Origin of the sequence: Stenotrophomonas acidaminiphila (assembly GCA_002951995.1) — a bacterium.
Lineage (GTDB): Bacteria > Pseudomonadota > Gammaproteobacteria > Xanthomonadales > Xanthomonadaceae > Stenotrophomonas > Stenotrophomonas acidaminiphila_A.
In genome coordinates, this window is sequence record CP019797.1 from 1268794 (window position 1) to 1289998 (window position 21205).

The 21205-nt window shown below is 70.2% G+C and carries 22 protein-coding genes and 2 pseudogenes; 20 read left to right on the forward strand and 4 right to left on the reverse strand.

What is annotated here, in order from left to right; all coding sequences use genetic code 11:
- Positions 1–19: 19 nt before the first annotated feature.
- From B1L07_05530 to B1L07_05575, 10 genes and pseudogenes are all read left to right on the forward strand, one after another.
- Positions 20–241, forward strand: a complete 222-nt coding sequence (locus B1L07_05530; protein ID AUZ54654.1) for a hypothetical protein — start codon at positions 20–22, stop codon at positions 239–241.
- A gap of 110 nt (positions 242–351) precedes the next feature.
- Positions 352–972, forward strand: coding sequence for an RNA polymerase sigma factor RpoE (locus tag B1L07_05535; protein ID AUZ54655.1), 621 nt, complete (start codon positions 352–354; stop codon positions 970–972).
- Positions 969–1838 carry a hypothetical protein gene (locus tag B1L07_05540; protein AUZ54656.1) on the forward strand — a complete coding sequence of 290 codons (870 nt, stop codon included), beginning with the start codon at positions 969–971 and terminating at the stop codon, positions 1836–1838. The genes B1L07_05535 and B1L07_05540 overlap by 4 nt, the downstream gene beginning before the upstream one ends.
- A gap of 124 nt (positions 1839–1962) precedes the next feature.
- The gene (locus tag B1L07_05545) at positions 1963–3480 is read left to right on the forward strand and encodes a peptidase S1 (protein AUZ54657.1); all 1518 of its coding nucleotides are present in this window, start codon (positions 1963–1965) and stop codon (positions 3478–3480) included.
- 154 nt (positions 3481–3634) lie between these two features.
- Positions 3635–5427: pseudogene (locus B1L07_05550) on the forward strand (elongation factor 4).
- Between the two features lie 48 nt (positions 5428–5475).
- Complete coding sequence (locus tag B1L07_05555; GenBank protein ID AUZ54658.1) at positions 5476–6294, forward strand: signal peptidase I; 819 nt, start codon at positions 5476–5478, stop codon at positions 6292–6294.
- A 26-nt stretch (positions 6295–6320) separates the two neighbouring features.
- On the forward strand, positions 6321–6689 hold the full coding sequence (locus B1L07_05560; GenBank protein ID AUZ54659.1) for a DUF4845 domain-containing protein: 369 nt from the start codon (positions 6321–6323) through the stop codon (positions 6687–6689).
- On the forward strand, positions 6682–7356 hold the full coding sequence (locus B1L07_05565; protein AUZ54660.1) for a ribonuclease III: 675 nt from the start codon (positions 6682–6684) through the stop codon (positions 7354–7356). Before B1L07_05560 ends, B1L07_05565 begins: the two co-directional genes overlap by 8 nt.
- Positions 7353–8249: a GTPase Era gene (locus tag B1L07_05570; GenBank protein ID AUZ54661.1), complete on the forward strand. Its 897-nt coding sequence runs from the start codon at positions 7353–7355 to the stop codon at positions 8247–8249. Before B1L07_05565 ends, B1L07_05570 begins: the two co-directional genes overlap by 4 nt.
- 163 nt (positions 8250–8412) lie before the next feature.
- On the forward strand, positions 8413–9120 hold the full coding sequence (locus tag B1L07_05575) for a DNA repair protein RecO (GenBank protein AUZ54662.1): 708 nt from the start codon (positions 8413–8415) through the stop codon (positions 9118–9120).
- A gap of 119 nt (positions 9121–9239) precedes the next feature.
- Here the strand turns inward: B1L07_05575 and B1L07_05580 are convergent, their stop codons facing one another.
- The gene (locus tag B1L07_05580) at positions 9240–9956 is read right to left on the reverse strand and encodes a hypothetical protein (protein AUZ54663.1); all 717 of its coding nucleotides are present in this window, start codon (positions 9954–9956) and stop codon (positions 9240–9242) included.
- A gap of 124 nt (positions 9957–10080) precedes the next feature.
- On the opposite strand from B1L07_05580, the gene B1L07_05585 reads away from it, so the two are divergent.
- The 9 genes from B1L07_05585 (at position 10081) to B1L07_05625 (ending at position 18783) form a co-directional block, all read left to right on the forward strand.
- The gene (locus B1L07_05585; protein ID AUZ54664.1) at positions 10081–11418 is read left to right on the forward strand and encodes a 23S rRNA (uracil(1939)-C(5))-methyltransferase; all 1338 of its coding nucleotides are present in this window, start codon (positions 10081–10083) and stop codon (positions 11416–11418) included.
- A 269-nt stretch (positions 11419–11687) separates the two neighbouring features.
- Complete coding sequence (locus B1L07_05590) at positions 11688–12191, forward strand: CYTH domain protein (GenBank protein ID AUZ56472.1); 504 nt, start codon at positions 11688–11690, stop codon at positions 12189–12191.
- A 27-nt stretch (positions 12192–12218) separates the two neighbouring features.
- A complete protein-coding gene (locus B1L07_05595; protein AUZ54665.1) occupies positions 12219–12914 on the forward strand; it encodes a polyketide synthase in 696 nt (231 codons plus the stop codon).
- A 54-nt stretch (positions 12915–12968) separates the two neighbouring features.
- Positions 12969–13976, forward strand: a complete 1008-nt coding sequence (locus B1L07_05600; protein AUZ54666.1) for a beta-N-acetylhexosaminidase — start codon at positions 12969–12971, stop codon at positions 13974–13976.
- Positions 13976–14527 (forward strand): hypoxanthine-guanine phosphoribosyltransferase, encoded by a 552-nt coding sequence (locus B1L07_05605; protein AUZ54667.1) that lies wholly within the window; start codon positions 13976–13978, stop codon positions 14525–14527. Before B1L07_05600 ends, B1L07_05605 begins: the two co-directional genes overlap by 1 nt.
- Before the next feature lie 187 nt (positions 14528–14714).
- Positions 14715–15461, forward strand: coding sequence for a 5'-methylthioadenosine phosphorylase (locus tag B1L07_05610; GenBank protein AUZ54668.1), 747 nt, complete (start codon positions 14715–14717; stop codon positions 15459–15461).
- A gap of 90 nt (positions 15462–15551) precedes the next feature.
- Positions 15552–15758 carry a cold-shock protein gene (locus B1L07_05615; protein ID AUZ54669.1) on the forward strand — a complete coding sequence of 69 codons (207 nt, stop codon included), beginning with the start codon at positions 15552–15554 and terminating at the stop codon, positions 15756–15758.
- A 71-nt stretch (positions 15759–15829) separates the two neighbouring features.
- Entirely contained in the window at positions 15830–17059 is a 1230-nt protein-coding gene (locus B1L07_05620; GenBank protein AUZ54670.1) for an oxidoreductase, read from the forward strand.
- A gap of 80 nt (positions 17060–17139) precedes the next feature.
- Complete coding sequence (locus B1L07_05625) at positions 17140–18783, forward strand: DNA alkylation response protein (GenBank protein AUZ54671.1); 1644 nt, start codon at positions 17140–17142, stop codon at positions 18781–18783.
- Positions 18784–18903: 120 nt separating this feature from the next.
- On the opposite strand, the gene B1L07_05630 is transcribed toward B1L07_05625, so the two are convergent.
- The gene (locus B1L07_05630) at positions 18904–19299 is read right to left on the reverse strand and encodes a hypothetical protein (protein AUZ54672.1); all 396 of its coding nucleotides are present in this window, start codon (positions 19297–19299) and stop codon (positions 18904–18906) included.
- A 235-nt stretch (positions 19300–19534) separates the two neighbouring features.
- Positions 19535–19876 (reverse strand): hypothetical protein, encoded by a 342-nt coding sequence (locus B1L07_05635; protein AUZ54673.1) that lies wholly within the window; start codon positions 19874–19876, stop codon positions 19535–19537.
- Between B1L07_05635 and B1L07_05640 the strand changes: the two are divergent.
- A pseudogene (locus tag B1L07_05640) lies at positions 19869–20069 on the forward strand (hypothetical protein). The gene B1L07_05635 and the pseudogene B1L07_05640 sit on opposite strands and share 8 nt — an antisense overlap.
- Here B1L07_05640 and B1L07_05645 read toward each other — a convergent pair.
- Complete coding sequence (locus B1L07_05645) at positions 19999–21174, reverse strand: acetyl-CoA acetyltransferase (protein ID AUZ54674.1); 1176 nt, start codon at positions 21172–21174, stop codon at positions 19999–20001. The pseudogene B1L07_05640 and the gene B1L07_05645 overlap by 71 nt on opposite strands.
- Positions 21175–21205: the final 31 nt, after the last annotated feature.

Here is a 21205-nt window from a genome sequence, read left to right on the forward strand (position 1 = left end):
ACGTTCCATCCGGTTGTGTATGGAGAAGATCGCTATGATCCAGAGGTTGTTTCCCCGGCGTCAAATCCCAATGCTGGGGAGGCAGGCGCGTTCGCGCCGGCCGGTCGTCAGCGACAGGCTATCCGAACGCGGGTTGCAGCATGTCTACATCCCGTTCGCGCGCGTCACGGCGGCGCGCGCAGGGCAGCCGCTATGCTCGGGTGCAGTGCGCGCCGGCCCGGGCCTGGCGGCCGCAGGGTAAACATGCTCTGAAGGACGGCGCGGCGCTCCGGGGACGGGACGCTGAACTTTTTCCGCCCCAGGCGGTCTCATTGCCCGACGTCGGTTGGGCTGACAGGAGTGCGGCCCCGCATGGCCGAGGTTGAAACACCGCAGGAGCTGGATCTGGAGCTGGTCCGGCGCGTGCAGCGCGGCGAGAGCGCGGCGTTCGATGTCCTGGTGCGCAAGTACCAGCACCGCATCGTCGCGCTGATCGGGCGCTACATCGCCGACTGGAGTGAATGTCAGGACGTGGCCCAGGACACTTTCGTCCGCGCCTATCGCGCGATCGGGAATTTCCGTGGCGACGCCCAGTTCTATACCTGGTTGCATCGAATCGCAGTGAATACCGCCAAGAACTACCTTGCCGCGCACAACCGGCGCCCGCCCACCGATGACGTCGAGATCGGCGATGCCGAACAGTTCGACGCCGGCGCGCGCCTGCGCGACACCGACACGCCCGAGCGCGAACTGATGCGGCAGGAACTGGAACAGACCGTGATGAAGGCGGTCGATGCGCTTCCCGAGGAGCTGCGTTCGGCCATCACGTTGCGAGAGGTGGAAGGCATGAGCTACGAGGAAATCGCACAGAAAATGGGGTGCCCGATCGGCACCGTGCGCTCGCGGATATTCCGTGCCCGCGAAGCCATCGACGCGCAGTTGCGTCCCCTGCTGGACACCGCCAGCGCCACCCGCGAGAGGAGCCGCGCATGAATGTTTCCGGCCGCGTCGATGCGGCGGCGGGCAATGCCGCCGACAAATTCGAACTGCACTACCGGCAGCAGCTGTCGGCGCTGGTCGATGGCGAGCTGGCCACCGACGAGGCGCGCTTCCTGCTGCGCCGGCTCGAGCACGACGACGAGTTGTCCGGCTGCCAGGAACGCTGGCAGCTGTTGGGCGACGTACTGCGCGGCCAGGCCTGCGCGCCGGCACCGGCCGGGTTCGACCGCCGGATCCGTGCGGCGATCGCCGCCGACGCGGAGCAGGGGGGCACGGTCTCCGTGCGCCCGCCGCGTCGCGCGGGCTGGCGGCGCTGGGGCGGCGGTGCCGCCCTGGCCGCGTCGGTCGCGGCCGTGGCGCTGTTCATGGCGCGCGGACAGCTGCCGGCGCCGGGCGTGCCCGAAACCGTGATCGCCACCGCGGCGCAGGTCCCGGCGACCCCCGTCGTCGCCGATGCCGACCCGGCCACGGCCTCCGATGCCGAAGCCGGGCTGGCCGCCGCGGCGCCCGCCGTGGCCGCCGTCGCACTGCGGCGGGCAGATGCCGCCGCACGCCGCGGCAGCGCCACCCGCAACCAGCAGGTGGCACGCAGCGTCGCCTCGCGGCAGGCCGAGCCGGCACGCGCGGTGGCCGTGCAGGCGCCGCTGCCGGTCGTGCGCCATGACCCGTTCGCCGACCCCGGCAGCGTGCTGCAGGCGCGGCCATGGCCGCGCTCGAGCCTGGCGCCGGCGCTGTCGTCGGGCAATGCCCTGAATGCCAGCGCGTCTGCCGAAGGCGGCGCGACCTTCTACCCGTTCGAGCCGCGCCTGCCCCCGCAGGGGGCGCCGGCGCAGCCGGACGCGCAGCCGGCGCGGCCCTGAGCCGGCGTTTGTCCAGGTGCCCGCGGCGCTGTGCGGCGGGTACCGTTTCCCGGGATTTCCCCGTCTGGCGGCCACTGCCGGGCGGAGCGTGTTTCTTCATTTTCCAATCGGAGGCTCGAGTCTGATGACCCACCGTATCCCCACGCGGCTGTTCGGCCTGCTGGCAATGACCCTGCCGCTGGTCGCCTGCGCCCAGAGCAATGCCCCCACCGCCCCCGCCGAACAGGCGGTCGCCGCGCGCCCGGCCACGCCGGCCCCGCAGCTGGTCAGCGGCCTGCCCGACTTCACCCAGCTGGTGGACCGGGTCGGGCCCGGCGTGGTCAACGTCGAGACCGTCATCGGCGCGCGGCGCGGGCCGCGCATGGCCGGCGGCGGACGACCGGACATGGACCAGATGCCGGAATTCTTCCGGCGCTTCTTCGGGCCGGATTTCCAGATGCCGCGCGAGGCGCCTGAGGACGGCCCACGCGGCCGCGGCATGGGCTCGGGCTTCATCATTTCCGCCGACGGCTACGTGCTCACCAACCACCACGTGATCGACGGCGCCGAGACGGTCAAGGTCAAGCTCAGCGATCGCCGCGAGTTCGACGCCAAGGTCGTCGGCAGCGACCAGCAGTACGACGTGGCGCTGCTGAAGATCGACGCCAAGGGCCTGCCGACCGTGCGCGTGGGCGATTCCAACACGCTCAAGCCCGGCCAGTGGGTGGTGGCGATCGGCTCGCCGTTCGGCCTGGATCACTCGGTGACCGCCGGCATCGTCAGCGCCACCGGCCGCAGCAACCCCTACGCCGAACAGCGCTACGTGCCGTTCATCCAGACCGACGTGGCGATCAACCAGGGCAACTCTGGCGGCCCGCTGCTCAACACCCGCGGCGAGGTGGTCGGCATCAACTCGCAGATCTTCTCCGCCTCCGGCGGCTACATGGGCATCAGCTTCGCCATCCCGATCGACCTGGCGATGAGCGCGGTGGAGCAGATCAAGAAGACCGGCAAGGTCAGCCGCGGCCAGCTGGGCGTGGTGGTCGAGCCGCTCGACTCGCTCAAGGCCCAGGGGCTCGGCATGCCCGACAGCCGCGGCGCGCTGGTCAACCAGATGGTCGAGGACAGCCCGGCCCGCAAGGCGGGCCTGGAAGTCGGCGACGTCATCCGCTCGGTCAACGGCACCGAGATCGCCGCCTCCAGCGACCTGCCGCCGTTGATCGGCGCCATGCCGCCGGGCAGCAAGGTGCGGCTGGGCATCCTGCGCGACGGCAAGCCGCGCGAGATCACCGTGACCCTGACCGAACTGGCCGAGGACGCCGCGCGCACGGCCAATGCCCCGGCCACGGCCGGCGAGGACAAGCCGCAGGCCGGTGCCAACGCGCTGCTGGGGCTGGAAGTGGCCGACCTGACCGCCGCCGAGCGCCGCCAGCTGGGCCTGGATGCCGGCGAGGGCGTGCGCATCACCGCCGTGAACAGCCAGGCCGCGCGCGAGGCACGGCTGGCGCCGGGCATGGTGGTGCTGCAGGTCGGGCGTACCCCGGTCGGCAGCGTGGCCGCGCTCAACCGCGAGCTGGCCGGCTACAAGAAGGGCGACGTGGTGATGCTGCTGGTGCGCGCGGGCGGCAACAGCGCCTTCGTCGCGGTCCGTGCCGGCGGCTGAACTCGATATTCATCAAGCTGTACGCAGGGGCCGCCTCCGGGCGGCCCCTGCCGTTGCGGCGGCCGCCCTGTGCGGGCTGCCCGCCGGCCGTGCGATAATGGCGCGTTATCCTGACGACGCGACGCGCCGCCGCCACCTTATGTCTGCCGATTCGATGCGGAACATCCGCAATTTCTCCATCATCGCCCACGTCGACCATGGCAAGTCCACCCTGGCCGACCGCATCATCCAGATCTGCGGCGGCCTGACCGCGCGCGAAATGGAAGCGCAGGTCCTGGACAACAACCCGATCGAGCGCGAGCGTGGCATCACCATCAAGGCGCAGTCGGTGTCGTTGCCGTACACCGCGCGCAACGGCGAAACCTACTACCTGAACTTCATCGACACCCCCGGCCACGTCGACTTCTCCTATGAAGTCAGCCGTTCGCTGGCCGCCTGCGAGGGCGCGCTGCTGGTGGTGGACGCGGCGCAGGGCGTGGAAGCCCAGTCCGTGGCCAACTGCTATACCGCGGTGGAGATGGGCCTGGAAGTGGTGCCGGTGCTGAACAAGATCGACCTGCCCACCGCCGACACCGAGCGCGCCAAGGCCGAGATCGAGGCGGTGATCGGCATCGACGCCACCGACGCGGTGCCGGTGTCGGCCAAGACCGGGCTGAACGTGGAAGAGGTGCTGGAGGCCATCGTCCACCGCATCCCGCCGCCGGCTCCGCGTGATACCGACAAGCTGCAGGCGCTGATCATCGACTCCTGGTTCGACAACTACCTGGGCGTGGTCTCGCTGGTGCGGGTGATGCAGGGCGAGGTCAAGACCGGCGACAAGCTGCTGGTGATGTCCACCGGCCGCAACCACCAGGTCGACGCGGTGGGCGTGTTCACGCCCAAGCGCAAGGTCACCGGCAAGCTGTCGGCCGGCGAGGTGGGCTGGATCACCGCGTCGATCAAGGACGTGCACGGCGCGCCGGTCGGCGACACCCTGACCCTGGCCGCCGACCCGGCGCCGGCGCCGCTGCCCGGCTTCCAGGAAATGCAGCCGCGCGTGTTCGCCGGCCTGTTCCCGGTCGACGCCGAGGACTACCCGGACCTGCGCGAAGCGCTGGACAAGCTGCGCCTGAACGACGCCGCGCTGCGCTTCGAGCCGGAAAGCTCCGAGGCGATGGGCTTCGGCTTCCGCTGCGGCTTCCTCGGCATGCTGCACATGGAGATCGTCCAGGAGCGCCTGGAGCGCGAGTACGACCTGGACCTGATCAGCACCGCGCCGACCGTGGTCTACGAGGTGCTCAAGAGCGACGGCTCCATCGTGATGATGGACAACCCGGCCAAGCTGCCCCGGTCAACCAGGTCGAGGAGATCCGCGAGCCGATCATCCGCGCCAACGTGCTCACCCCCGAGGAGTACATCGGCAACATCATCAAGCTGTGCGAAGAGAAGCGCGGCACCCAGATCGGCATCAATTACCTGGGCAGCCAGGTGCAGATCAGCTACGAGCTGCCGATGGCCGAGGTGGTGCTGGACTTCTTCGACAAGCTCAAGTCGGTCAGCCGCGGCTATGCGTCGCTGGACTACCACTTCGTGCGCTTCGAGGCCGGTCCGTTCGTGCGCGTGGATGTGCTGATCAACGGCGACAAGGTCGACGCGCTGTCGCTGATCGTGCACCGCAGCCATGCCGACCGCCGCGGCCGCGAGCTGTGCGAGAAGATGAAGGACCTGATCCCGCGGCAGATGTTCGACGTCGCCATCCAGGCCGCCGTCGGCTCGCAGATCATCGCCCGCACCACGGTCAAGGCGATGCGCAAGAACGTGCTGGCCAAGTGCTATGGTGGCGACGTTTCGCGCAAGAAGAAGCTGCTGGAGAAGCAGAAGGAAGGCAAGAAGCGCATGAAGCAGGTCGGCCGCGTGGAGATCCCGCAGGAAGCCTTCCTGGCCGTGCTGCAGATGGACAACAAGTAAGAGGCCAGGGGCCTCCGGCCCCCGGTCCCCGCACTCAAGGACTCTGGAATGAAATGGTTTGAAATCGCCCTGGTGGTGCTGACCCTGGGATCGGGCCTGGTCCTGCTGCTGGACAAACTGTTCCTGGCCAAGCGCCGCGCGACCAAGGGCGGCCTGCTGGACAGCGAGGAACCGGCGCTCGTCGATTACTCGCGCGCGTTCTTCCCGGTGCTGGCGGTGGTGCTGGTGCTGCGCAGCTTCATCGCCGAGCCGTACAAGATCCCGTCCAGCTCGATGATGCCCAACCTGCTGATCGGCGACTTCATCCTGGTCAACAAGTTCGCCTACGGCATCCGCCTGCCGATCACCAACACCAAGGTGATCCCGACCGGCGAGCCCAAGCGCGGCGACGTGGTGGTGTTCCAGTTCCCCGGCCACCCGGACATGCCCGGCGACCCGCAGCGCGGCGAGAATTTCATCAAGCGCGTCATCGGTCTGCCGGGCGACCGCATCGGCTTCCATGGCGACACCCTGTCGATCAACGGGCAGCCGCTGGCCTACGAGATCAAGGGCGAGTACGTGGGCAAGGGCCGCGGTGCCGAAATGAATGGCGCCACCCTGCTCGGCGAGGCATTGCCGGGCCGTCCGCACACCGTGCTGGAGTACCTGGGCCGCGCCAATCCGGCCGGCCAGGGCGACTGGCAGGTGCCGCAGGGCCAGTACCTGGTCATGGGCGACAACCGCGACAACAGCGACGACGGCCGTTTCTGGGGCTTCCTGCCGGAGCAGAACCTGCGCGGCAAGGCGTTCCTGATCTGGCTCAACTGCAGCGGCTGGTTCTGCAAGGACGGCTTCGAGCCGTCGCGGATCGGCTCGGGCATCCAGTAACCTAGGCGCAAACCGGGGAGAATGCTATGAATCGCAAACAAGGCGGCATGACGCTGACGTCGTTCCTGATGGTGCTGGCCGTGGTCGGTTTCGCGCTCTACGTGGGCATGAAGCTGTTCCCGATGTACCAGGAGTTCTACGCGGTAAAGACCTCGATGAAGGCCCTGGCCAAGGAGCCGGGCACGTCGGATCCGGCCAAGGCGCAGGAGCTGTTCTTCAAGCGCATGGACATGAACTACTCGGACAGTGTCAAGCGCGACAACATCAAGTTCGACCGCATCGACGGTGGCGTGCGCATGAACGTGAGCTATGAAGTGCGCCGCCCGCTGGTCGGCAACCTCGACATCGTCGGCCGCTTCGAGAACTCCCAGGACCTGACCTCGCACGGTGAGTAGGACGGTGACGCGGGGTGACCGCATCGGCCACCCGTTCCGGGATCCGGGCCTGCTGCGGCAGGCCCTGACCCATCGCAGCGCGGGCGCGCCGCACAACGAGCGCCTGGAGTTCCTCGGCGACAGCATCGTCAACCTGATCGTGGCCGAGGCGCTGTTCGCGCGCTGGCCCAAGGCCGACGAAGGCGCGTTGACCCGGGCGCGGGCGGCGCTGGTGTGCGAAGCCGCACTGGCGGCCATGGCGCGTACCCTGGACCTGGGCGAGCGCCTGACCCTGGGCCCCGGCGAGATGAAATCCGGTGGCCACCGCCGCGATTCGATCCTGGCCGACGCCTTCGAGGCGGTGGTGGCGGCGATCTACCTGGATGCCGGGTTCGAGGCCTGCCGTGCGCGGGTGTTGCCCTGGTTCGAGGCACCGATGGCCGCGGTGCCGGTCGGCAAGCCCGAGAAAGACCCCAAGACCCGGCTGCAGGAATGGCTGCAGGCGCGGCAGAAGCCGCTGCCGGTGTATGAACTGGTATCGGAAACCGGCGATGACCATGCCCGGCATTTCCGGGTACGCTGCCGCCTGACCGACCCGGATGTGACCACCGCGGGCGAGGGCAGCTCCCGGCGGCTGGCCGAACAACAGGCGGCTGCGGCCGCGATCGAGCAACTGGATTCCAAGTGAACGACACCTCCTCCCACCGCTGTGGCAGCGTCGCCGTCATCGGCCGCCCCAATGTCGGCAAATCGACCCTCACCAACGCCCTGGTGGGCGCCAAGGTCAGCATCGTCTCCAACCGGCCGCAGACCACCCGCCACCGCCTGCTGGGCATCGCCACCTTCCCCGAGGGGCAGCTGGTGCTGGTCGACACCCCCGGGCTGCACCGCCAGCAGAAGCGGGCGATGAACCGGGTGATGAACCGCGCCGCGCGCGGGTCGCTGGAAGGCGTGGACGCCGGCCTGCTGGTGATCGAGGCCGGGCGCTGGGACGAGGAGGACACGCTGGCCTTCAACGTGCTGCGCGACGCCGGCATCCCGGTGCTGCTGGTGGTCAACAAGGTCGACCGGCTGAAGGACAAGGGCGCGCTGCTGCCGTTCCTGCAGGAAATCACCGAAGGCCGCGACTTCGCCGGCGTGCACCCGATCTCGGCGCAGAAGCGCAATGGCCTGGAAGCACTGGTGCGCGACGTGCTCAAGCTGCTGCCGGAGGCCCCGCCGATGTTCGGCGAGGACGAGATCACCGACCGCAGCCAGCGCTTCCTGGCCGGCGAACTGGTGCGCGAGCAGTTGATGCGCCAGCTCGGCGAGGAGTTGCCGTATGCGACCACGGTGGAGATCGAACGCTTCGCCGAGGACGGCAACCTGCTGCGCATCGGCGCGGTGATCTGGGTCGAGCGCGAGGGCCAGAAGGCCATCGTGATCGGCAAGGGCGGCGCGCGGCTGAAGGAAATCGGCGCCAAGGCCCGCCTGCAGATGGAGCGCCTGTTCGGCGCCAAGGTGTTCCTGGAAACCTGGGTGCGCGTACGCGAAGGCTGGTCCGACGACGAGGCCGCGCTCAAGGCGTTCGGTTACGAGTGAGGCCGGTAACGGGGGCGGGCGGCCAGGAATGAGGGCGCGCGCGTAGTCGGCTCCGCCCTGTCGTGCCCCGGCCTGCGGGTGGCAGGTGGCCGGCGCTCTGCCAGACTGCGGACGCGGCACGGTTGCATCCCCGACCCCTGCCTCCCACTCCCGGCTCCAGCGCATGCGCATCGACGACGAACCCGCTTACGTGCTGCATGCGCGCCCCTGGCGCGAAACCAGCCTGTTGGTCGAGGCGCTGACCCGCGGGCATGGCCGCATCGGCCTGCTGGCGCGTGGCGTGCATGGCCCGAAAAAGCAGCTCCTGCGCGCCGCGCTGCAGCCGCTGCAGTCGATCCGCCTGGATGCGGTGATGCGCGGCGAACTGGCGCAGCTGCGGCGTGCCGAGAGCCAGGACGCGGCACCGCGGCTGCATGGGCAGGCGATGCTGGCCGCCTTCTACGTCAACGAACTGGTGCTGCGGCTGGCGCCGCGCCACGACCCCTTGCCCGAGCTGCACCATGCCTATGGCCAGGTCCGCGGCCGGCTGGCCGACGCGGCGGGTCTGGCGTGGGCGCTGCGGTGTTTCGAGCGCGACCTGCTCGAGGCGCTGGGGTTCGGTTTCGACTGGACCTGCACCGCGGACGGGCAGCCCATCGATCCGGCGGCCCGCTACCGGCTGGACCCGCAGGAGGGGCCGCTGCGGCTGCTCAGCGAGCGCAACGCCAGCGAACGCCGGGGCCTGGCCACCGGCGCGGCGCTGCTGGCACTGGCCGCGGACCAGCCGCCGGCGGCGGCCGACCTCGCCAGCCTGCGGCCGCAGATGCGCGCGGTGCTGCTGCACCACCTGGGGGGGCGCGGGCTCAAGTCCTGGGAAATGCTGGGGATTTGAAAGGCAGGAGTGAGTGAAGAGGAGTGAGGAATGAGAAGAAGCAAGAGCGATCTCCGCCTTCGCGGAGATGACGGCTTTTGCTCCTGCCTTTTCTCACTCCTCTTCACTCACTCCTGGCTTCAATGCAGTAGCGCGCTCACGGCCGCATCGAACTGGCGCCGCGCCATGTCCGACTCCGGCGCCTGGTGCAGTTGCCGCACCGCGCGGCCGAGCCGCGAGGCACCGACGAAACCGCAGCTGGCCTGCAGCCGGTGCAGCTGCCGGCGTAGGGCGCCATCGTCATGCTGCCGCAGCGCCACCGATACCGCGTCGCGGGCCACCGGCAGTTCGGACAGGAACAGTTCGCGCAACGCCACGACATGCGCCTGCTGGCCATTGAGTGCGCTCAGCGCCGCGCCTTCGTCCCAGTCGGGCGCGGCCGCATCCTCGCTGGCCGGGGCCTCGCCGGCGGTGGCCTGGCCGAGGCCCTCACGCACCGCGGCCTGCAGTTCGGCGCGGGTCATCGGCTTGACCAGTACCCGCTCGAAACCGGCCTCGTGCAGCGACCGCCGGATGTCCGCGCCATTGTCGGCGGTGTGCGCCAGCGCGGGCACCTGCGGGTGCAGCGCGCGCAGTTGCCGCAGCAGCGCGTGGCCGCTGCCATCGGGAAGATGGACGTCCACCAGCCACAGGTCGTGGCGGACGGCGCTGCCCATCCGCAATGCCTGCGCGACCGAGCCGGCGATGTCGACCGTGGCCGGCAACGCTTCCAGCGCGGCCCGGAAAAAGCCCTGGCTGGTCGCGTCGTCCTCGACCAGCAGCAGGCGCGGTGGATGCCCCTGGGCGTGCGTATTCATATGCTGCCTCCATGTCAGCCGTGCCCGGCATCATTGGCGATGTGGCCGTGCCGCGCAAGCGGCGGAAGTCAGGCCGATGTGCATCTGCGACAATGGCGCCCCGCAACCCGCAGCCTTTCGCCACGTGGCCCGATCCAGATCCCGCATCGACAAGACCCCGTTCCAGACCGACATCCTCGACCTCAGCCATGACGGACGCGGCGTTGCCCGCCGTGAAGGCGAGGGCGGCAAGGTGACCTTCGTGGCCGGTGCGCTGCCTGGCGAGACGGTGATGGCCGAACAGACCGGCAAGAGCCGCCATTTCGACGAGGCGCGGACCGTGGAGGTGCTCGCGGCCTCGCCGCACCGGGTGCAGCCCCGCTGCCCGCATTTCGGCGTCTGCGCCGGCTGCGTGCTGCAGCACCTGGACGAGGGCCAGCAGATCGTGGCCAAGCAGCAGGTGCTGATGGACAACCTGACCCGCATCGGCCATGTCAGCCCGGGCACGGTGCTGGCGCCGCTGGTCGGCGACAACTGGGGCTACCGGCGCAAGGGCCGGTTCTCGGTGCGCCGGGTCGAGAAGAAGGACAAGACCCTGGTGGGCTTCCGCGAGCAGGACCCGCGCTTCGTCGCCGACCTGTCGCAGTGCCTGACCGTGATTCCCGAGATCGGTACCCGGGTCGCGGCACTGTCGGCCTTCATCGAGGGCCTGGACGGCAAGCGCGACATTCCGCAGATCGAGTTCATCGGCGGCGATGCCGCCATCGCCCTGACCGTGCGCCACCTGCAGCCGCTGTCCGACGCGGACCGCCAGGCCTGGCAGGCGTTCGGCCAGCAGCATGGCTTCGCCATCTACCTGCAGCCCGGCGGGCTGGAGTCGGTGCATCCCTTGTGGCCGGCCGACGGCGTGCCGCTGTCCTTCGCGCTGCCGCAGTGGGACGTGGAGCTGGCGTTCCGTCCGCTGGACTTCATCCAGGTCAACGCCAAGCTCAACCAGCAGATGATCGCGCATGCGCTGGCGCTGCTGGACGCACAGCCGGACGAGCGCGTGCTCGACCTGTTCTGCGGCCTGGGCAATTTCACCCTGCCGCTGGCGCGCACCGTGCGCGAGGTAGTGGGCGTGGAGGGCGAGGCCGGGCTGGTGGCGCGGGCAAGGGAAAACGCGCAGCGCAACGGGCTGGACAACGCGCAGTTCTTTGCCGCCGACCTCACCCAGGACCAGCGCGCCGCGCCGTGGATGCGGCAGGGCTTCGACAAGCTGCTGCTCGACCCGCCGCGCTCGGGTGCGATCGACGTGCTGCAGCAGCTGCCGCTCAAGCAGTTCAAGCGCATCGTCTACGTCAGCTGCCACCCCGGTTCGCTGGCGCGTGATGCCGGTTACCTGGTCAACGAACAGGGCTTCACCCTGGTCTCGGCCGGCGCGATGGACATGTTCCCGCACACCGCGCACGTGGAAAGCATCGCGGTGTTCGAGAAAAAATGAAATCCGCGCACAGGGATGTGCGCTGCTCCTGTGAAGGACTCGCATAAATAAGATCCGCGCACAGGTAGGTGCGCTGCTCCTGCGAAGGAATCGCACAAATTAAATCCGCGCACAGGCATGTGCAGCCGCTCCTGCGGGGATTGGCGCCGGTTGAATCCGCGCGCACGGACGTGCGCTGCTTCGGCATCAACGAATCGCACGCGCAGCGACGCGCGGGTCACGCGGGAACGCGGGGAACGCGCACCAACGAGCGCACCAACGAGGTGGTGATGGGCATCGAGATCGAACGCAAATTCCTGGTCACCGGCGACGGCTGGCGCGCTGCCGCGCATGCCGTCATCCCGATGGCGCAGGGCTACATCAATGACATGGCGGCGATGGACAGCGGCGCGCAGAAGGCGTCGGTACGGGTGCGCATCCAGGGCGATGCGGCGTACCTGAACATCAAATCGCGCGAGCTGGGCCATACCCGCCAGGAGTTCGACTACCCGGTGCCGGTGGAGGAGGCCCGCGAACTGCTGGCGCTGTGCGTCGGTGGCCTGGTCGACAAGCGCCGCCACCTGGTCAGGCACGCCGGCCTGCTGTGGGAAGTGGACGAGTTCCTCGGCGACAACGCCGGGCTGGTGGTGGCCGAGGTGGAGCTGGAAAGCGCCGACCAGCCATTCGACAAGCCGGACTGGGCCGGTGCCGAAGTGACCGACGCGCCGCGCTACTACAATCTCGCCCTGGCCTCGCACCCCTACACCCGTTGGAGCGCCGCCGAGCGCGGCTGAGCCCCCGGGAGAACAGAAGGAACCCCCATGCGCATCGACATCTGGTCCGACGTGGTCTGCCCCTGGTGCTGGATCGGCAAGCACCGCTTCCAGCGCGCGCTGGCGCTGATGGGCGACAAGGCGCCGCCGGTGGAGGTGCGCTGGCATCCGTTCCTGCTCGACCCCGGCGCCGACGCCACGCCGGTACCGCTGCGCGAGGCCTACGCGGCCAAGTTCGGTGGCGCCGAGCGTACCGCGCAGATGCTGGCGCAGACCCAGTCCACCGCCCGCGCCGAAGGCCTGCCGATGGATTTCGACCGCGGCCAGGTCCGGGTGACCACGCTGCCGGCGCACCGCCTGCTGTGGCTGGCCGGGCGCGAGGGCGTGCAGGACGCGGTCGGCGAGGCGCTGTTCCGCGCCCATTTCGAGCAGGGCCGCAACCTGGCCGACCCGCAGGTGCTGGCGGAGGCCGCGGCCGCCGGCGGCATTCCGGCCGCGCGCGTCGAGGCCCTGCTGGCCTCGGACGAAGGCCTGGCCGAGGTCTGTGCCGGGCTGGGACAGGCGCAGGCGCTGGGCATTCAGTCGGTGCCGACCTTCGTCATCAACGGCCGCTACGCGGTGCAGGGCGCGCAACCGCCGGAGGTGTTCATGCAGGTGCTGGAGAAGGTGGCCGCCGAGCTGGCGCCGGCGCCGGTGGCCGGGAACCATGAACCGGGCTGCGGCGCGGACGGCTGCAGCGTCTGACGCGGCGGGCGCCATCTGCGACAATGCCGGGCTTGGCCGTATGGGAATCCGCACATGCTTCTGATTGGCGTCGCCGGCACCACACTGACCGCGCGGGAACGCGACTGGCTGCAGCATGACGCCGTGGCCGGCGTGGTGCTGTTCAAGCGCAATTTCGCTTCGCGCGACCAGGTGGTCGAGCTGACCGCTGCGATCCGTGCCGCCACCGCGCGTCCGCTGCTGGTGGCGGTGGACCAGGAAGGCGGCCGCGTGCAGCGCTTCCACGCCGGCTTCACCGAACTGCCGCCGCTGGACGGCTTCGGCCGGCTGCACGCCACCGACCCGGACGCCGCGCTGGCGCTGGCCGAGCAGCATGCCTGGCTGATGGCCAGCGAAATCCGCGCGACCGGGCTGGACCTGAGCTTCGCCCCAGTGGTGGACCTGGGGCGCGGCAACCTGGCCATCGGCAACCGCGCCTTCGCCGGGGACCCGCAGGTCGTGGCGGCGCTGGCCCAGGCCTATGTGCGCGGCATGCACGCGGCCGGCATGGCCGCCACGCTCAAGCACTTCCCGGGCCACGGCACGGTGCGCGAGGACACCCACCACGACACCGCCATCGACCCGCGCCCGCTGCACGCGCTGGAAGCGGAGGATCTGCTACCGTTCCGCGCCGGCATCGACGCCGGCGCCGATGCGGTGATGATGGCTCACGTCATCTACCCGCAGGTGGCGCCGGAACCGGCCGGCTACTCGCCGCGCTGGATCAACCAGATCCTGCGCGGGCAGATGGGCTTCCGCGGCGTGGTGTTCTCCGACGACATCGGCATGGCGGCCTCGTCCGCCGCCGGTGGGGTCAAGGCCCGGGTCGAAGCCCACCTGGATGCCGGCTGCGACGTGGTGCTGGTCTGCCACCCGGAGCTGGTCGAAGAATCGCTGCAGGCCGTGGCCGGCCGCAGCCTCAACACCGCCGCGCTGCTGGGCCTGATCGCCCACGGTGCCATGGGCTGGGGCGGCCTGCTGGCCGATGCCCGCCACGGCGATACCCGAACCCGTCTGCTCGAAACTCTTGGAAGAACCGCCTGATGTCCAAACTCACTCTTGCACAAGCCGTGGCCCAGGCCGACCTGCTGGTCGATCGTCCCGCCATCGACCAGGCCATCGCCGGCATCGCCGACGCCATCGCGCGCGATTACAAGGGCGAGGTGCCGGTGTTCCTGTCGATCATGAATGGCGCGCTGCCGTTCGCCGGCCAGCTTGCGCTGGAACTGGGCGCGCGCGGCCAGGATGCGCAGTTCGACTACATGCAGGCCTCGCGCTACCACGGCGAGAGCGGTGGCGAGCTGGTCTGGAAGCACCGCCCGGTATCCTCGCTGTTCGGCCGCCGCGTGCTGCTGGTGGATGACATCCTCGATGAGGGGTTCACCCTGCAGGGCGTGCGCGACTGGTGCCTGGAACAGGGCGCCACCGATGTCCGCATCGCGGTGCTGACGGTCAAGAAGCACGACCGCTGCCTGGACGGCGTCAAGGCCGACTACGCGGGCATCGAGCTGCCGGACCGCTTCGTCTTCGGCTTCGGCATGGACGTGAGCGAATCGCTGCGCTCGCTGCCGGCGATCTACGCGATGAAGCAGTAGCGGCCGGGTAGCCGGTCCGCGCGATCGCGCTGCCGCCTTCCGCGCAACGCGCGCCGACCCGGAGCGGCCGGGGTGCGGGCGGTGTCCCGGGCCGCGGCGCGCTGGTGGGCGCCGGCGCGCGGCCGCTACGATGACGCGGCCACGCCCCGTGTCGCCCCCGACTGCGAACAGAAACCAGGAAACCACGATGGACGATATCGCACTGGCCGTGATCGGCGGCACCGGTGTCTACAAGCTCGCCGCGCTGGACGATGTCCAGGCCCATGAAGTCCCGACCCGCTACGGTGCGCCGTCGGGCCCGGTGCGGGTCGGACGGCTGGATGGCCGTCGGGTGGCGTTCCTCGCCCGCCATGGCGAAGGGCATTCGATCCCGCCGCACAAGGTCAACTACCGCGCCAACCTGGCCGCGTTGAAGCAGCTGGGCGCCACCCGCGTGCTCGCCCTGAACACGGTCGGCGGCATCACCGGCGATTTCGGTCCGCGCGTGCTGGCCTGCCCGGACCAGCTGATCGACTACACCTGGGGCCGCGTTTCCACGCTGTGCGAGGAGGAGGGCAGCGAGGTGCTGCACGTGGATTTCGGCCATCCCTATACGCCTGCGCTGCGCGCGCAGGTGCTGGCCGCGGCACGTGCGCGCGGCGTCGCGGTGCATGACGGCGGCTGCTATGGCGCCACCCAGGGCCCGCGCCTGGAGACCATCGCCGAAATCGCGCGGATGCGCCGCGACGGCTGCGACCTGGTCGGCATGACCGGCATGCCCGAGGCCGGGCTGGCACGCGAGCTGGGGCTGGATTACGCCTGCCTGGCCATCGTCGCCAACTGGGCGGCGGGCTGCGGTGACGCGGCCGAGATCACCATGGAAGAAGTACTGGCCAACGTCGCCGCCGCCTCGGCTGGGCTGCCCGCGCTGGTGGGGGAGCTGGCCCGGGGGTGATTGTCATCGCGGCCCAAGCTTTGCATACTCCGCGAGCGCGCTTCATTCAGCGTGCATCAATCCATTCATCGAACAAGGTCTCGCATCACCATGCCGAACGGTACCGTCAAGTGGTTCAACGACGCCAAGGGATTTGGCTTCATCTCACCGGAGGACGGCAGCGCCGATGTCTTCGCGCACTTCTCCGCGATCAATTCCAAGGGTTTCCGCAGCCTGCAGGAAGGACAGCGCGTCAGCTATGACGTGACCCAGGGCCCGAAGGGCGCCCAGGCTTCCAATATCACGCCGGTCGAGTGATCCACTCGGCTGTGCCGGAAAAACCCGCCGAGGCGGGGTTTTTTTTTAGCCGGCCGCCTCCGGGAAACGCAATGAACAGGTCATTGGATATCGCCATCGTCGGTTACGGCACCGCCGGCCAGTCGCTGGCCGTGCTGCTGTCGCGCGACGGCCACCGCGTGCAGGTATTCGAACGCGCGCCGCGGCCCGGGCCGGTGGGCGCCGGCTTCCTGCTGCAGCCCAGCGGGCTGCAGGTGCTGTGGCGGATGGGCCTGTTGCCGCAGGTGCTGGCCCATGGCGCGGCGGTACGCCGCCTGTACGGCGAGACCTCGTGCGGGCGCGCGGTGATGGACATGCGCTATGCCGGGCTGGATGCGCGCCTGCACGGGGTGGGCATGCAGCGCGGGGCGCTGTTCTCGCTGCTGGACGCGGCGTGGGAGCCTGGCGACGCACTGCACGTGGACTGCTGCATCGGCGCCATCGACGACGGCCTGCGCCGGGTACGCGACCAGCACGGGCAGTGGCACGGCCCCTTCGACCTGGTGGTCGCCACCGACGGCGCGGCGTCGGCGTTGCGCGCGCAGGTGCGGGGCACGCGGCTGGACCGCCCGTACCCGTGGGGCGCGCTGTGGTGCCTGCTGCCGGCCGGCGACTGGCCGTTCGTCGACGAACTGCGGCAGCGCTACGTGGCCGCGCGGCGGATGATCGGCCTGTTGCCGGTGGGCACGCGCCCCGGCGACGCGGTGCCGCGGCTGAGCTTCTTCTGGAGCCTGCCGGGCGATGGCTTCGAGGCCTGGGAGCGGGCCGGGCTCGCGCCTTGGCTCGACGAGATCGCGCAGCTGTGGCCGGAGGCACGGCTGCGGATGCAGGACATCGGCATGCCGTCGCAGCTGGCGCGGGCCAGCTACCGCGACGCGGTGCTGGACCGCTGGTACCGCGGCCGCCTGGTGCTGGCCGGCGACGCCGCGCATTCGATGAGCCCGCAGCTCGGGCAGGGCGTGAACATGGCGCTGCTCGACGCCCTGGCCCTGCGCGACGCACTGCGCGGGCAGCCCGACCTCGATGCGGCATTGGCGCATTACCAGGCAACCCGCCAGGCGCATGTGCGCCTGTACCAGTTCTGGAGCCGCTGGCTGACGCCGCTGTTCCAGTCCGACCGCGACTGGATCGCGCATGCGCGCGATCTCCTGTTCGGGCCGCTGGGGCGCATGCCGGGCGGGCGCGGGCACATGCTGCGCGTGCTCAGCGGCACCCAGCAGGGGGTGTTCGGCACGTTGCCGCTGGCGCCCGGGTTCGTAAAGGCGCTGGCCGCCGGCGGCTGAGCCGGCCGCCCCGGCGCCGCACGGCGCGGTCCCGGCGTGCGGCAGAATGGACGGCATCCTCCCGTGCGCAGGGGCCGGCCATGAACACCGAAGCAGCGCCGTTCGAAACCCACGTGGTATTCAACCAGCCGCCGCCGTTTCCCGAATGCAACCTGTGGCGCGACGACCGGGTGCTGCGCGAGGCGGTCGCACGCGAAGGCGGCGGCGCGTTCGCCACGGCGCTGGACGACTACGGCGCGCTGGCTGGCGGCGAACTGTACCGGCTCGGCTTCGACGCCAACCGCAACCGGCCGCTGCTGCGCACCCATGACGCGCAGGGCCAGCGCATCGACGCCGTGGATTTCCACCCCGCCTGGCACCGCTTGATGGACGCGGCCAAGGCGCACGGCGTGGCCGGGCTGTCGTGGCGGCAGCCGCAACCGGGCGCGCACGTCGCGCGCGCCGCGTTGAGCTTCCTGCACCACCAGGCGGAGGCGGGCAGCAGCTGCCCGTTGACCATGACCCATGCCGCGGTGCCGGTGCTGCGCCGCGAACCGGCGCTGGCCGAGTGGGCGGCCAAAGCCGCCGCGCCGCACTACGACCCGCGCGACCTGCCCATCGCGCAAAAGCCCGGCATCACCGTAGGCATGGGCATGACCGAGAAGCAGGGCGGCTCGGACGTGCGCAGCAACCGCACCTGCGCGACGCCGCTGGCCGGCGAGGGCGAGTACTCGCTGGTCGGGCACAAGTGGTTCCTGTCCGCGCCCATGTCCGACGGCTGGCTGGTGCTGGCGCAGGCGCCGGGCGGATTGAGCTGCTTGCTGATGCCGCGGCGCCTGCCCGACGGTGCGCGCAACGGCTTCCGGCTGATGCGGCTGAAGGACAAGCTCGGCGACTGGGCCAACGCCTCGAGCGAGGTCGAGTTCTGCGGCGCGTGGGCAAGGCGCATCGGCGCCGAAGGGCGCGGCGTGGCGACCATCATCGAGATGGTGATGCTGACGCGGCTGGACTGCATGCTCGGCGCGGCCGCGGAAATGCGCATGGCGCTGGCCCAGGCGCTGCACCATGCACGGCACCGCCGCGCCTTCGGCCGGCGCCTGGTCGAGCAGCCGCTGATGGCCAACGTGCTGGCCGACCTGGCGCTGGAATCGGAGGCCTCCACCGCACTGGCGCTGCGGGTCGCGCGCGCGGTGGATGCGGCCGCGCGCGACCCCGCCGAAGCGGCGTTCGCGCGCGTCGCCACGGCCCTCGGCAAATTCTGGGTCTGCCGGCGCGTGGCGGGCTTCGTCAACGAGGCGCAGGAGTGCCTGGGCGGTGCAGGCTACATCGAGGAGTCGATGCTGCCGCGGCTGTACCGGCAGGCGCCGCTCAATTCGATCTGGGAAGGCAGCGGCAACGTGCAATGCCTGGACGTGCTGCGCGCGCTGTCGCGCGAGCCGCAGTCGCGGCAGGCGCTGCTGCGCGAACTGGAGCAGGCGCGTGGGCGCGAGGCGGCCTACGACGCGGCGCTGGAGGCCTTGCCGCCCTTGCTGGACGGGGCAACGGTGGCCGAAGCCGCGGCACGGCACGTGGCCGCTTCGCTGGCGCTGCTGCTGCAGGCGGCCACGCTGCTGCGGGGCGGCAGCCCGGTGGCGGGCCTGTTCGTGGCCGCGCGGCTGGCGGCGCCGCTGCCGCCAGCCTACGGCATGCTGGAGGCGTCGGTGGCGTTCGCGGACATCCTGGAGCGGGCCGTGCCGGCACCCTGAGCGCGCTGGCCTCGGCAACCGGCACCCGCGGCGCCGGACAGATCGCTGGACGGCGTCGCCGCCGTCGCAGGGATCGCGCAGCCGCCCGCCGGGGACGGCTGCGCGATGGGGTGGGGACGATCAGTGCTTGGCGTCGTCCGCCTTCTGGCGCGCCTTCTCCGCCGCGTCGTGCGCTTCGTCGGCGACCTTCTGCGCGGCGTTGGCGGTGGCGGCGCTGGCATCGGCCGCGGCCTCCTTGGCGGCCGCCGACGCATCTTCGGCCGCGGCGCTGGTGGCGTTGGCCGCGCGGTCCAGCGCATGCTCCGACTTGGCGGCGGCCTCGCGGGTGGCGTCGGCGGCACGGTCGGCGGCGCTGCGGGCGGCGTCGGCCGCCGACTCACCGGCGTTGCGCGCGGCATCGGCGGCGTGGTCGGCCGCGGCTTCGGCATCGCGCTTGGCCTGTTCGGCATTGGGGTCGTTGCAGGCGGACAGGGCCAGCATCAGGCTGCCGGCCAGCAGCGGTACAAACAGCTTCATCGCGTTCTCCTGGGTTTGGGGGACGACGCGCGCAGCGTAGGCGGACGCGGATTCAGATTGCGTCAACGCCGACCCGGCACCGCCGGCTGCGCCGGCCATCGGCGCCCTGGACGATCCGCGGCTGGGTGGCGCGCGCGCCTGGCCCCTGCGGCCGAGGGGGAAAGGCGGGAGAAGGCAAAAAAAAAAGCCGCTGGCGAACCAGCGGCTTTTCCGACTTGCGTCGAAGCAGAAGTTATTACTTCTTGGCTTCTTCGGCAGCGTCCTTGGCCTTGTCGGCCACGTCTTCAGCAGCCTTGGCGGTGTCGGCAGCGGCGCCGGCAGCGGCGTCGGTGGCGGCGCCGGCAGCGGCGGCAGCGGCGTCACCAGCGGCGTCAGCAGCGGTGGCGGCGGTGTCGGCAGCAGCCTGGGCGGCGTCGGCGGTTTCGGCGCCGGCGGCAGCAGCCTGGTCAGCGGCGGCCTGGGCGTCGGTGGCGGCTTCGTTGGCCGAAGCAGCGGCGTCCTGGGCAGCTTCCTGCTTCGAGCAGGCGGCCAGGGCCAGGCCCAGGGCCATCGCGATCAGCAGCTTGTTGATGCTCATTGTGTGAATCCTCGTCGTTAGATTAGGCAACGCGCCATTGCGCGCCTTAAACATGATGACAAGCCCGTTTGGACTGTCAAGCGAACGCGCATTCATTTTTGTAAAAAAGGCATTAAGTCTAATCAAATCAATTCGATGGCGATGGCCGTTGCTTCGCCGCCGCCGATGCAGAGGGAGGCGACGCCACGCTTGAGGCCACGGCTGCGCAAGGCGTGGACCAGCGTGACCACCAGGCGCGCGCCCGAAGCGCCGATCGGATGGCCCAGCGCGCAGGCGCCGCCGTTGACGTTGAGCTTGTCATGCGGGATCCCGAGTTCGCGGATCGGCGCCATTGCCACCACCGCGAAGGCTTCGTTGATCTCGAACAGATCCACGTCGCCGACCTGCCAGCCGGCCTTGTCCAGCACCTGCCTGACCGCACCGATCGGCGCGGTGGTGAACCACTCCGGCTCCTGCGCGTAGGTGGCGTGGGCGACGATGCGGGCCAGCGGCTGCACCCCGCGGCGCGCGGCGTCGGCGGCGTCCATCAGCACCACCGCGGCGGCGCCGTCGGAGATGCTGGAGGAACTGGCCGCGGTGACGCTGCCGTCCTTCTTGAAGGCCGGCTTCAGGGTTGGGATCTTGGCGATGTCGGACCTGCCCGGCTGTTCGTCCTGGTCGACCTCGACCTCGCCCTTGCGGGTAGCCACCTTCACCGCGACGATCTCGTCTTTGAACGCGCCGGTGGCCTGCGCGGCCTGCGCGCGCTTGACCGATTCGATGGCGTAGGCGTCCTGCTCCTCGCGGGTGAAGCCGAACTTGGCGACGGTGCCTTCGGCGAACACGCCCATGGCCTGGCCGTCGTAGGGGTTGGTCAGGCCGTCCCAGGCCATGTGGTCCACCGCCTGGAAGTTGCCGTAGCGGTTGCCGGTGCGCGAGTTCGGGATCATGTGCGGCGCGTTGGACATGGATTCCATGCCGCCGGCGACGACGATGCTGGCCGAGCCGGCCTTGATCAGGTCATGGCCCAGCATGATTGCTTTCATGCCCGAGCCGCACACCTTGTTGAGCGTGGTGCAGCCGGTGCTGGCCGGCAGGCCGGCGGCGAGCGATGCTTGGCGCGCCGGCGCCTGGCCGAGGTTGGCCGGCAGTACGCAGCCCATGATCACTTCGGACACATCGGCGGCGGCAACGCCGGACTGCTCCATGGCCGCGCGGATCGCGGTGGCGCCCATGGTCGGGGTGGGGACGCCGTTGAACTGGCCGAGGAAGGAGCCGATGGCGGTGCGCTTTGCGGCGGCGATGACGATGTCGGACATGTGCGGTCTCGGTTGTATCCTGCAACGATTA

Bases quoted from the DNA above. Each gene is read 5' to 3' on its own strand.
- B1L07_05615 (AUZ54669.1), top strand. From the start codon at position 15,552: ATGCCGAACGGTACCGTCAAGTGGTTCAACGACGCCAAGGGATTTGGC.
- B1L07_05575 (AUZ54662.1), top strand. From the start codon at position 8,413: ATGCGCATCGACGACGAACCCGCTTACGTGCTGCATGCGCGCCCCTGG.
- B1L07_05540 (AUZ54656.1), top strand. From the start codon at position 969: ATGAATGTTTCCGGCCGCGTCGATGCGGCGGCGGGCAATGCCGCCGAC.
- B1L07_05625 (AUZ54671.1), top strand. From the start codon at position 17,140: ATGAACACCGAAGCAGCGCCGTTCGAAACCCACGTGGTATTCAACCAG.
- B1L07_05590 (AUZ56472.1), top strand. From the start codon at position 11,688: ATGGGCATCGAGATCGAACGCAAATTCCTGGTCACCGGCGACGGCTGG.
- B1L07_05545 (AUZ54657.1), top strand. From the start codon at position 1,963: ATGACCCACCGTATCCCCACGCGGCTGTTCGGCCTGCTGGCAATGACC.
- B1L07_05605 (AUZ54667.1), top strand. From the start codon at position 13,976: ATGTCCAAACTCACTCTTGCACAAGCCGTGGCCCAGGCCGACCTGCTG.
- B1L07_05560 (AUZ54659.1), top strand. From the start codon at position 6,321: ATGAATCGCAAACAAGGCGGCATGACGCTGACGTCGTTCCTGATGGTG.
- B1L07_05595 (AUZ54665.1), top strand. From the start codon at position 12,219: ATGCGCATCGACATCTGGTCCGACGTGGTCTGCCCCTGGTGCTGGATC.
- B1L07_05620 (AUZ54670.1), top strand. From the start codon at position 15,830: ATGAACAGGTCATTGGATATCGCCATCGTCGGTTACGGCACCGCCGGC.
- B1L07_05630 (AUZ54672.1), bottom strand. From the start codon at position 19,299: ATGAAGCTGTTTGTACCGCTGCTGGCCGGCAGCCTGATGCTGGCCCTG.
- B1L07_05530 (AUZ54654.1), top strand. From the start codon at position 20: ATGGAGAAGATCGCTATGATCCAGAGGTTGTTTCCCCGGCGTCAAATC.
- B1L07_05555 (AUZ54658.1), top strand. From the start codon at position 5,476: ATGAAATGGTTTGAAATCGCCCTGGTGGTGCTGACCCTGGGATCGGGC.
- B1L07_05645 (AUZ54674.1), bottom strand. From the start codon at position 21,174: ATGTCCGACATCGTCATCGCCGCCGCAAAGCGCACCGCCATCGGCTCC.
- B1L07_05635 (AUZ54673.1), bottom strand. From the start codon at position 19,876: ATGAGCATCAACAAGCTGCTGATCGCGATGGCCCTGGGCCTGGCCCTG.
- B1L07_05610 (AUZ54668.1), top strand. From the start codon at position 14,715: ATGGACGATATCGCACTGGCCGTGATCGGCGGCACCGGTGTCTACAAG.
- B1L07_05535 (AUZ54655.1), top strand. From the start codon at position 352: ATGGCCGAGGTTGAAACACCGCAGGAGCTGGATCTGGAGCTGGTCCGG.
- B1L07_05580 (AUZ54663.1), bottom strand. From the start codon at position 9,956: ATGAATACGCACGCCCAGGGGCATCCACCGCGCCTGCTGCTGGTCGAG.
- B1L07_05600 (AUZ54666.1), top strand. From the start codon at position 12,969: ATGCTTCTGATTGGCGTCGCCGGCACCACACTGACCGCGCGGGAACGC.